At 37.2% G+C, this 10,393-nt stretch carries 10 protein-coding genes and 1 tRNA gene; 6 read left to right on the forward strand and 5 right to left on the reverse strand.

What is annotated here, in order from left to right; translation table 11 throughout:
• Positions 1 to 15: 15 nt before the first annotated feature.
• The 3 genes from N824_RS17290 to N824_RS17300 all read right to left on the reverse strand — a co-directional run bounded on the left by N824_RS17290 (position 16) and on the right by N824_RS17300 (position 3,235).
• Positions 16 to 1,227 carry a bifunctional 3,4-dihydroxy-2-butanone-4-phosphate synthase/GTP cyclohydrolase II gene (locus tag N824_RS17290; protein ID WP_048906411.1) on the reverse strand — a complete coding sequence of 404 codons (1,212 nt, stop codon included), beginning with the start codon at positions 1,225 to 1,227 and terminating at the stop codon, positions 16 to 18.
• A gap of 160 nt (positions 1,228 to 1,387) precedes the next feature.
• Positions 1,388 to 2,824 (reverse strand): LptF/LptG family permease, encoded by a 1,437-nt coding sequence (locus tag N824_RS17295; protein ID WP_048906412.1) that lies wholly within the window; start codon positions 2,822 to 2,824, stop codon positions 1,388 to 1,390.
• A 30-nt stretch (positions 2,825 to 2,854) separates the two neighbouring features.
• Positions 2,855 to 3,235: an START-like domain-containing protein gene (locus tag N824_RS17300; RefSeq protein WP_048906413.1), complete on the reverse strand. Its 381-nt coding sequence runs from the start codon at positions 3,233 to 3,235 to the stop codon at positions 2,855 to 2,857.
• Positions 3,236 to 3,339: 104 nt separating this feature from the next.
• On the opposite strand from N824_RS17300, the gene N824_RS17305 reads away from it, so the two are divergent.
• The 4 genes from N824_RS17305 to N824_RS17320 all read left to right on the forward strand — a co-directional run bounded on the left by N824_RS17305 (position 3,340) and on the right by N824_RS17320 (position 6,242).
• Positions 3,340 to 3,413, forward strand: a tRNA-Met gene (locus tag N824_RS17305).
• Between the two features lie 313 nt (positions 3,414 to 3,726).
• Positions 3,727 to 4,335 (forward strand): porin family protein, encoded by a 609-nt coding sequence (locus tag N824_RS17310; RefSeq protein ID WP_048906414.1) that lies wholly within the window; start codon positions 3,727 to 3,729, stop codon positions 4,333 to 4,335.
• A gap of 327 nt (positions 4,336 to 4,662) precedes the next feature.
• Positions 4,663 to 5,487, forward strand: a complete 825-nt coding sequence (locus N824_RS17315) for a sensor histidine kinase (RefSeq protein ID WP_052334184.1) — start codon at positions 4,663 to 4,665, stop codon at positions 5,485 to 5,487.
• Entirely contained in the window at positions 5,487 to 6,242 is a 756-nt protein-coding gene (locus tag N824_RS17320) for a LytTR family DNA-binding domain-containing protein (RefSeq protein WP_200869903.1), read from the forward strand. The genes N824_RS17315 and N824_RS17320 overlap by 1 nt, the downstream gene beginning before the upstream one ends.
• On the opposite strand, the gene N824_RS17325 is transcribed toward N824_RS17320, so the two are convergent.
• On the reverse strand, positions 6,239 to 7,153 hold the full coding sequence (locus N824_RS17325; protein ID WP_048906415.1) for a DUF6268 family outer membrane beta-barrel protein: 915 nt from the start codon (positions 7,151 to 7,153) through the stop codon (positions 6,239 to 6,241). The two genes, N824_RS17320 and N824_RS17325, sit on opposite strands and share 4 nt — an antisense overlap.
• 172 nt (positions 7,154 to 7,325) lie before the next feature.
• Here N824_RS17325 and N824_RS17330 point away from each other — a divergent pair, with 172 nt between their 5' ends.
• Both N824_RS17330 and N824_RS17335 read left to right on the forward strand, forming a co-directional pair.
• Positions 7,326 to 7,580 (forward strand): Fic family protein, encoded by a 255-nt coding sequence (locus tag N824_RS17330; RefSeq protein ID WP_048906416.1) that lies wholly within the window; start codon positions 7,326 to 7,328, stop codon positions 7,578 to 7,580.
• Between the two features lie 140 nt (positions 7,581 to 7,720).
• Positions 7,721 to 8,341 (forward strand): methylated-DNA--[protein]-cysteine S-methyltransferase, encoded by a 621-nt coding sequence (locus tag N824_RS17335; RefSeq protein ID WP_052334187.1) that lies wholly within the window; start codon positions 7,721 to 7,723, stop codon positions 8,339 to 8,341.
• Here the strand turns inward: N824_RS17335 and N824_RS17340 are convergent.
• On the reverse strand, positions 8,333 to 10,096 hold the full coding sequence (locus N824_RS17340) for a S8 family peptidase (protein ID WP_048906417.1): 1,764 nt from the start codon (positions 10,094 to 10,096) through the stop codon (positions 8,333 to 8,335). The genes N824_RS17335 and N824_RS17340 overlap by 9 nt on opposite strands.
• Positions 10,097 to 10,393: the final 297 nt, after the last annotated feature.

Below are 10,393 nucleotides of genomic sequence, written 5' to 3' on the forward strand. Positions count from 1 at the left end.
TTAACCTACTTTTTTTTAGCCCTTCATTATTTGATGCCCCATCTTATCACGTTTTGTTTTAAGATATTGCTCATTATGAATATTACTTTCTATTTCAATTGGAATATTTTCTACGATCTCTAAACCATAGCCAATTAAACCCGCACGTTTAGTAGGATTATTAGACATCAGTCTCATTTTAGTAATGCCCTGTGCTCTTAGTATTTGAGCTCCAACCCCGTAATCTCTCTCATCGCCTTTGAAACCCAATTTTATATTCGCTTCAACAGTATCCAGTCCGGCATCTTGTAAGTTATATGAACGTAATTTATTAACAAGCCCTATACCTCTTCCCTCCTGATTCATATAAACGATTACTCCTTTACCTTCCTTATCGATCATCTCCATTGCTTTGTGCAATTGAGGCCCGCAATCGCATCTGCAAGATCCAAAAATATCACCGGTAACACAAGAGCTATGTACTCTTGTCAATACAGGCTCATCAATAGTCCATTCACCTTTACTAATTGCCAAATGTGTGGCTCCTGTATCTATCTGCGTATAGGCGGTCATCTTAAAATCGCCCCATTGAGTTGGTAGATTTACAGTCACCTCCTGCTCTATTAGACTTTCTTTACTTAATCTGTATGCAATAAGATCTTTTATACTAATTATTTTAAGCTGATGTTGTGCTGCAATCTTAATCAGGTCAGGCAATCTGGCCATCTCTCCATCATCCTTCATAATCTCAACCAATACACCAGCAGGTTCCATTCCTGCAAGTTTAGCTAAATCTACAGATGCTTCGGTATGTCCGGAACGTCTTAATACTCCCCCATCTTTAGATCTTAATGGGAAAATGTGGCCTGGTCTCCCCAATTCAGCCGGATCAATATTTGGATCGATTAAGGCCTTAATGGTTTTTGATCTGTCGGATGCAGAAATACCAGTTGTACAGCCATGACCTCTTAAATCAACTGAAACAGTAAAGTTAGTTTCATAGGCTGCGGTATTTTTTCCCACCATTAGATCTAAACCTAATTCATCACATCTTTCTTCTGTTAAAGGGGCACAAATTAAGCCTCGGCCATAGGTAGCCATAAAATTTATCATTTCAGGAGTAGCGTTGGCAGCGGCAGTAATAAAATCACCTTCATTCTCTCTATCCTCGTCATCTACAACAATAATAGCTTTACCCGCCTTTATTTCTGCAATAGCTTCTTCTATTGTATCTAGTTTGATTTCCATTTTTCTGAATATATCAATAATCAAGTAACAAATAAGTAGCCTGATTAATTAGTAAGATTTACGGTGCAAAGTTACAATCTTCAAAACCAATATTACGTTATAAACTATCATAAATAAGTAATGAATATTAGGTATTTACCCCCATTAAAGGATATAGATATTATTGACTGCTGTTACTCGATTTTTTCTTTTTAAAGAGATTTATAAATATTTGTTTAAAATATCCTACATCAAATAAAGCAGAATCCACTGTTGCCTTATAAGTTAAGAATGCGCCCAGGGGCGATAAAATAAATATTGCAAGCCACATTCCAAAGAAAGGTCTTAAAGATCCAGTTGTTGCAGATTTTTCAGAAACAGTAGCGATGATATGGTACAAAAGAAAAAACACAATAGCCATTACCACAGGCAAACCAAGTCCACCTTTCCTTATAATAGCGCCCAGCGGCGCCCCAATAAAGAACAATAAGAGACAAGACACTGCAAGTGTAAACTTTCTCTGATATTCCAATTGTACTTTTATTATACTTCTGGTTCTATCTTCATAATCCGTGACCCGTCCGGAGGTTGTTTGTTTTACAGAAGTTGCCAGGTCCAAAGCACTCTGAATAATTGCCAATCTCTGTTTCTCGGGAAGCATTTTCAAAATGTCTCCCTTTATTACTTTTGCAGGGGTTTTAACAGCGGTATATCCCTTGGAGTAGTTATTTTGCCTGTAATAGCTATTTATAGTGGTTGAGGAGAACTTATTTACACTGTCCAGCTCCTTGGTTAAGGAATCTCTTTTCCTTGTCAGCCCCTTTAAATTCAACATCTGAGTATTATTTCTAAAATCCTGCTCATCAGTTCTACTCATTTTAAAACTGGAAATGTCAAACTTCTGATCAGTCTCAGTAAATCTCATCCGTGTTAATTCCTGTCTCGGATTATTATAGGTATTACGGCCACTCGATTCTTCATACCTAACGCCATTTTTTAGCTTTAGAAAAAGGAACTTATCATTGCTATACATTTTACCTTCTTTAGCAATGATGATCTTAGCCATTCCATTTGTATTTGTATGATCATAAATCATTACATCATACAATGAAACACCGTCATTCCCTTTTTTATTGACCCTAATGGAATAGCCTGGAATACTATTATTAAAAACCCCTTCTTTAATTAGAAAAGATAACTTTTTGTTCGTTATATCCCATAAAAGCGAGCCATACTTCAAATTGGCTTTAGGAAGCATATAATCTGAAAATATGAAGGAGCTTATTGCAATAAATATAATGAGCACAAAAAGAGGCCTCATTGCCTTTTGCAACGACAACCCTGCCGATTTAATGGCTACCAGTTCGTAGTTCTCCCCCAACGTTCCAAAAGTCATTATCGATGATAATAAAATGGACAATGGGAGCGCCATGGACACATTTGCCGCAGAGGCATAATACATTAACTCAAGTATAATATACCATTCGAATCCTTTTCCGATTAAATCATCAACATATTTAAATAGAAAAAGCATTAGCAAAATAAACATCACAATAAAAAATGTGACGAAGAAGGGCCTTATAAATGCTTTGAGTAGAAGTAAATGAATCTTTTTCAATATACAAATGTAGACAAAGCTATTGAAAAACTAGGCACCAATTACACTGTGCAGGTAGTTAATCTGATTATCCCAAATAAGGGTGCGCTCAGCTAATGTCTCATCAGTAGCAAAATCGGTTATTGAAAGGGCTACGTCATTTGTCAATTCGTCCTGCACAATTTCCATTTCAAAATAACAGTGTGGTTCATCTTCCACCCATTTAAATTTTACAGATTTATTTTCTTTTATGCTAAGCAACTTTGCTTTCTGTATTTCATCGTCCCATGTGAAAGTATATACCTGATCTCTGAAAATCACATCATCTGCAAACCATTGAGACAATCCATTTGGCTCACTAATAAAACTAAATAAAATACGTGGAGACGACCTCAATTCATATTCTAACGTAAATTTTTTCTTTTCCGACATCGTTAAACACTTATATTCTGAATTATTAGACTATTTTTTTAATATTTGTTTCTAAAGAAAAGTAATTTATTCTATATTTGCAACTCTTTAGAAAAAAGACGCCCGGCGGGGTAGCTCAGATGGTTAGAGCGCAGGATTCATAACCCTGAGGTCGGCAGTTCGATCCTGCTCCCCGCTACTGATTAAAAGCCTTTAGATTCATATCTAGAGGCTTTTTTTACGCCCTAAATGGGCCTTAATAGCTATTTTTGGATCAATCCCGGATCAATCCCACAAGTTGTAGAGCAAGAGTTAAGTTGATAGTTTTGGTATTGATCCATAAAACTATCAACTTAACATTTTAATTCTGAATTACCATGGGATAGAATATCGTAGGGAGTACCATGGATTAAGCATTTCCGATTAGCCATCTGTCAATGCAGACCTACAATTGGTCAAATCATTTTGAAGAGCAACGCAGGATTCCACTCTTTTGTAGAAAATAAAAAAAAATGAAACCACAATTAAAATTGAAAAATCTGTTACCGTTACTCCTTATAGGTATAACGTTCATAGCCAATGAGGTGAAATCGCAAAGCAAAATGCCAATACACATCGGCTTTAAAGGAGGAGCAAATTTCTCTAACCTTTCCTTGTCAAATAGCAACCTAGACTCCAAATATTCTCTGGGATATCACGGAGGAATGTTCACACGAATAAACATTTCAAAGTTGTATGTCCAGGCTGAACTATTGTATGCCCAAAAAAAATCAAAAATGGAAAATAGCGCTATTGGAACTAAACAAGCTAAATGGAACAGTATCGAAGTCCCGGTATTGATTGGCTACAAGTTATTACAGTCGGACAATGTAAACTTAAGAGTTTTCGGTGGTGGCGTTTATTCTTATGTACTCAATGACAAAGCTTCAGTCTTGAAAAAAGTATCCCAATCTTTTCAGAAATTCGACAAATCTAATGCCGGTTATCAGGTGGGGGCTGGTGTAGATATTGGAAAATTAACCCTCGATTTAAAATATGAAGGTGCATTGACCAGTATCACTAAAGAATTTAAGGCAAAACCTGATTCCTTCCAGGCCAGCATCGGCTTCGTGATCTTCTAAAATTCTTTCTACTTTTACCTTCTATTTCAAACTGTCCGAACGGAATGGCTCTCTATGAACTGTAACCTTTCGGACAGTCTATCTTTTATATGAAAAAGACTCTACTCAATAAACACTGGCTATTTATCTGTTTATACTGGTTTCTGCTGGGTATATCCATTTGGGCACAAATGATAAAARAYYWYMAKSKKRTANMCGNRRTWWTRMAAWMGSWMRMATNWWGTMANYWGYANGCCANNRWKSYKKYYMATNACMKTKMKTSWWGYTYTKYTRYYRAMYGYYMTYSYAWWASRWAAWRTKWAKWMAWYYRYARKCSAWMSCCTTTTAATGACCTTGCTTCTAGCTTTTGTATTAACCGTTATCCCATTGTGGTTTTATAAACATTATGTAATGGGGACTGCTTTCGATACTCCCGAAAGAATGGAAGCCTATAGCGAATCTCTGCTTAGGTTTTACAGCAACCTCCCCTCTGCAATTCTAATTAATGCTACAGCTTGCGGCCTGCGGTTTTACCAGGAACATAGCCTCATGGAGAAAAATCATGAGCAATTACTTAAGGTACATCTGGAAGCGCAACTCAGAATTTTACAGGATCAGATCAATCCGCATCTGATGTTCAACGTACTTAATCATATTCATATACTTATGCAGAAAGACATTGACCGCGCTTCTGTATTATTAATCCGTTTTTCAGATATTCTCCGGTATCAGTTGTATGAGTGTAACCGCGAATTTGTGTCATTGGAAAAGGAACTGAAATACCTTAAAGATTTGGTTGCGATAGAACAAATCAGATGGGCAGATGAACTTGAAGTGAAATATACCTGGACCATTCAGAATGGCAAAAGTGAAATATCTCCATTATTGCTGGTACCCTTCATAGAAAATGCATTTAAACATGTATCTCGTTTACCTACAGAAAAGGGCTATGTACATTTGACATTAAAACAATCAGACGACATGCTAGATCTGAACATTGAAAATTCCAATTCGGCACAACAGCCACGCAAACAAGACACTGGAGGAATAGGCTTAACCAACGTTCAAAAAAGACTGGAAATCCTATACCCGGAAAAACACGAACTAAATATTGAAAAAACAGAATCGAGTTATAAGGTCCATTTGCGCCTACAATTAAACACATCAAATTGATGACCACAACACTCAACTCAAACTCCTTACAGACGGAACCTGCAATGCAGTGCCTGGTTATTGATGATGAACCCCTGGCAAGGGCCGGAATTATTGATTTCATTGAAAAGTTAGACTTTCTAACTGTTGCAGGCTCCTGTTCTTCGGCAATGGAAGCTTCTGAATACATAAGAAAAGGAAATATCGATCTTCTTTTTCTGGACATTAATATGCCTTATTTATCTGGGCTTGATTTTTTAGAGTCGCTGGAAAATCCCCCATTTACCATCCTAACCACCGCTTATTCGGAACATGCGTTAGAAGGCTTCCGACTTCAGATCGTAGATTATTTATTAAAACCAATCCCGTTTAAACGCTTTTACCAAGCTGTCTTGAAAGCAAGACAGATGCATATGATGAGCTTAAGCCCACGACATCCGCAACCTGTAGATACATTTTTATACGTTAGACAGGGTGATAGCTTCCGAAAGATATCCTGGGTTGATATCTTATATATTGAAGGTATGCAGAATTATGCCAAACTCCATTTTAAAGATCAGGAACTGGTGATTCACCAAACGATGATATCCCTGGAAGAAACACTTCCAAGGGATAACTTCTTTAGAATTCATAAATCTTACCTGATCAACATTGCACATATTGATCAGGTTTCAGGAGGCAGACTATTCATCAATGGGCAAGAACTTCCAATTTCCAGAACCCGCCGGGAAGATTTATTAAAAGAGGTGGTTTACAATAAACTTTTAAGTCGTTAGCGTTTGGAGAAATTCCATGATAATCCAGCAGAGCCATAAAATGTGGTCGTAAAACGAGGATCCGCTTCATCCTTCATCTTAAAGAAATCCTTTAATCTTCTACTGGTCAAACTAAAGGAGCGGGCAAGTGATGTACCAGCAGTCAACTCAATTGATAATGACTTACTCAATTTAATTTCAGGACGCAAACCAGCAACAACCTGTTGATAGCCTAAAAGCATTGAAGTATTATTTCGATTTACTTCGGCAGTCATACCACTCAGCTCTACTATAGTTTTAAGTTCTACGGCATCGCTCAATTTCGCGCCAAATTCGATTCCATTGGGAAAATTAATTTGTAGCTTGTACCGACCTTGGGTAGACCAGTTGAAATATAAACCCGGCAGAACCATAGGAACGCCAAAGGTATTGGTTAATATAGGTCCTACCCCTAGTGCCAATCTCGGATTGAAGTGTTTAATGAACAAAACACCACCCTGGACAAGCAGGTCTTTTGAAGAAATTTCTTCCATATCGGTATAAACCCCTACAGAAGCCATCGCCATAATTGACCAGGTTTGACTGATGTGCCTGGAATGGATTAAACCAATCTGTGCATTGAGCATTTCTGTGGGGAATAAAGATTCCTCGTAATTACGGTTTCTCATTTTAGCATAAGAGCCTTCGACTCCAACAGCCCAGCTTTTTGGCCTCCCCAGTTCATCTAATGTTGTTGAAATGGGAATACTAAAAGCCGCCTGAATTCGCTTAAAGTCGCTGGTAGATCCTGTCTTAAGGCTATCTATTGGTCTGACATAGTTGGAGAAAGGAACATATTCAGCCTTAATTTTCCCAGAGAATCCAGTTTGCGCAAATAGAGAGGATCCGAAAGTAATACCAGCTATGGTAAAAAAATAACGTAGTGTTTTCATGTTTTGTATCTGATCTTATTGTATATCAGACACGAAGAACGGGAGCTGAACTTGAAAGCGAAAAGATTATTGACGAGCAGCTATCTGCATATGACCAAATGCAAGGTGGAACTGCCCTATTGACCATCAGACCTATTGTTCACACCATTCTCAAAGTTCATATCGCTTCACAATGCTCATACAAGATAAATCGCAGCTCGACCTACTTAAGTCAACTCAGGATGCTATTGAGAAAGCAGAACTTCACCCACTTGATATCAGCGCGAGATTCCACCAGTTCTTTATTTATCTCCACCCTTTTCCGGATGGAAACGGAAGGACAAGGCGGTTGATATCTAATTTTATTCTGGCAAAATTTAAACAACCCCATATTATTATTGGGGCCTCTGAAAAAACTGATTATATAGAAGCCTTAAAACAACATTAAGGATAATGGAAATAAGCAAGAATCGGGTACCATCTTATTGATTCATTGCCTATTTTTAGGAAATATTAAATGATACAAACGCTACAGTATTTACTAACATAAAAGAACTGGTCTGTTACGAATTAAATCCGACAATAAACATGAATAATACATCTCTCACTGACAATACAGGTTTTACTGATCGGTATCCATGGATATTTGAAAAATCTTCCATATCCTCTGATAAGGATGCCATAATAAACATGACAGAGATTGCTACCCCTTTAGGTCCTATGCTGGCAGGTGCCACATCAAAAGGTGTCTGTCTGCTGGAATTTACCAACAGGATCAGATTAGAAAAAGAATTCACTGATTTGCAAAATCTACTAAACGCAGTGATGGTAGCAGGAAGGAATTCGTATCTAGATCAATTGGAAAATGAGTTAACTGAATATTTCGAAGGAAAACGAAAAACCTTTTTTGTTCCACTACACACTCCTGGCAATGATTTTTCGCAAGCAGTCTGGAAAACGCTTCAGGAAATCCCGTATGGAAAAACCTGCTCTTATAAAGAACAGGCCGAAATGATGAACAATCCAAAAGCGATTCGTGCAATTGCATCAACAAACGGTCGAAACCGTTTAGCTATTATAGTACCCTGCCACCGCGTAATAGGCAGCGACGGAAATATGACCGGCTATGCTGCCGGAATAGATAAGAAAAAGTGGCTACTTAAGTTTGAAAGAAATAACTCAGAAATAGAAGAAGGCTATTTATTTTGATTGATAACGCTCTGCAAGCTTTAAAGCCTCATAAGCATTTACGATTCCCCCGCTAACACAAAGATCGGAGAAGGGTACTCGGACAGTCTCACCTCTTTCATTTTTGTATTTAACTTTCTGTAATACTTTAGACACTGACTTCATTATGATCTCTCTGACCTGGTTAGGCTTAAGATCCGGATAGTAGCTCAAAATCAGTGCTGAAAGACCAGATACAACAGGAGCTGCCATACTAGTTCCGTCAAACTCTTCATACTTTGAGCCCGGAACCGTTGAATTAATCATAAAACCTGGTGCAAATACATCTACATTATATTTACCATAATTTGAAAAAGATGCCTTTAAATTTGCGTCATTTGCATATGCGCTTGCTCCAACTTCTATCCAGTTAACCGCATGCGGCAGTCTAAATTTAGCTGTATCTATTGCGGCCTTTTTAACAACAACGGAATTAGGGCCTCTTCTCATACCTTGATTTTGCATCTGATTTTGCTCGATCTTAAATGGCAACGCTGAAAGTGCATCTTTTTTAATCGACTTTTTATATGCAGCAGCCTCTGGTCCATCAAAGTATTTATTTGGATAATTCTCTTTAACGTCTACATCCTCGTTATCATTTCCAGCCGCATGAACTAACAATACACCCTTCTGTTCAGCATATTTTACCGCTTCATCAACAACTTCCTTATTCCATTTATAGCCTTTACCAAAGCTCATATTAATAACCTTAGCACCGTTATCTACTGCATATCTAATTCCATTAGCAACATCTTTATCTCTCTCATCCCCTTCTGGTACAACTCTAATCGCCATTATACTAACACTATTGGCTATTCCATTAATCCCAATTGAATTGGACCTGTTCGCTCCTATTATACCCGAAACATGTGAACCATGTTCTGCATTAGGCCCGGCAACATCTTTATTCCCGTATAAACGTTCCTTTGCGTTTGCATAATCGTCACCAACTAGTTCCTGCCGCTGATCATACTTCACATTCAAATTATATTTAAGCATTACATCATATTGCTTATAGGCATCTTTCATCTCCTTGTAGAATTTATCAATTCCTCCACTGTCCTTAGATCCACCTCTTATAATCTTTTTCACCTGCTCCTCATCATCATTATCGGCCACATATTTATCAATGTCCTCTAATGATGGAATCTTCTTATTATTAATAGTTGCAACTGAATCCAGAACCTTATTAATGATACTTACAATTCCAAATGTATAGTGAGCATCGTTGTACTTCTTCCCAAATTCCGCATTAGCTTTAAGGTACAAAGCATATTCTTCCTTTTGAGTACTATCTAATACTGTAGATCTAATGGTTGATACGTACTTAGGTCCATACACTCTAAGTATCCTCACTAACTCCAGATTATCATATGCCAGATTACCTTTTTTCGATCCTATAAAATTCCACCCGTGTATGTCATCTATATATCCATTACCATCATCATCTATTCCGTTATCTGGAATCTCTTTTTTATTAGTCCACAGTACGTCCTTTAAATCCTCATGATTAATATCAACTCCTCCATCAATTACGGCGACAATCACATTTTGTTTAGGCTTTTTATTGCTGAGTAATTCTTTATATGCTTTTTCGGTACTTATACCAAAATATCCATCGGCAACTAAATCCAGATTATACCAATTGGAAGGAAGCTTCACATCTTTACTTTGCGAAAATGCAGCGTTGCTCAAGATAAAGCTAAATGCAAAAAGCAATATATATCTTAATTTCATCAAAAGTGCTTTTTATAGGATTAACGTAAAATACAATTATACGGTTTTATTGTATCTCTAATGAAGATTTAGCATTTTTTAACATTGTATTTTCATCAGGAAAATTTCCAGAAATGAGTATAAACACAAAAACCCTGCAGATATGATCTACAGGGTTTTGATTAAGATTTGGCACCGACCTACTCTCCCACGTGTTACCGCAGTAMMMTSKKSTYTGKTSKKCAAAACTTAACTTCTTTCAATAATATGTCATTGTTGTGGCGTGTGGACCTGAATAAACAGAGGAAGCTAAGATCG

This window comes from Pedobacter sp. V48 (genome assembly GCF_000523515.1).
In the GTDB taxonomy this organism is placed as follows: Bacteria; Bacteroidota; Bacteroidia; order Sphingobacteriales; family Sphingobacteriaceae; genus Pedobacter.

Excerpts from the sequence above, each read along its gene's own strand:
- N824_RS17290 (WP_048906411.1), bottom strand. The coding sequence starts at position 1,227 with ATGGAAATCAAACTAGATACAATAGAAGAAGCTATTGCAGAAATAAAG.
- N824_RS17300 (WP_048906413.1), bottom strand. The coding sequence starts at position 3,235 with ATGTCGGAAAAGAAAAAATTTACGTTAGAATATGAATTGAGGTCGTCT.
- N824_RS17310 (WP_048906414.1), top strand. The coding sequence starts at position 3,727 with ATGAAACCACAATTAAAATTGAAAAATCTGTTACCGTTACTCCTTATA.
- N824_RS17315 (WP_052334184.1), top strand. The coding sequence starts at position 4,663 with ATGACCTTGCTTCTAGCTTTTGTATTAACCGTTATCCCATTGTGGTTT.
- N824_RS17320 (WP_200869903.1), top strand. The coding sequence starts at position 5,487 with ATGACCACAACACTCAACTCAAACTCCTTACAGACGGAACCTGCAATG.
- N824_RS17325 (WP_048906415.1), bottom strand. The coding sequence starts at position 7,153 with ATGAAAACACTACGTTATTTTTTTACCATAGCTGGTATTACTTTCGGA.
- N824_RS17330 (WP_048906416.1), top strand. The coding sequence starts at position 7,326 with ATGCTCATACAAGATAAATCGCAGCTCGACCTACTTAAGTCAACTCAG.
- N824_RS17335 (WP_052334187.1), top strand. The coding sequence starts at position 7,721 with ATGAATAATACATCTCTCACTGACAATACAGGTTTTACTGATCGGTAT.
- N824_RS17340 (WP_048906417.1), bottom strand. The coding sequence starts at position 10,096 with ATGAAATTAAGATATATATTGCTTTTTGCATTTAGCTTTATCTTGAGC.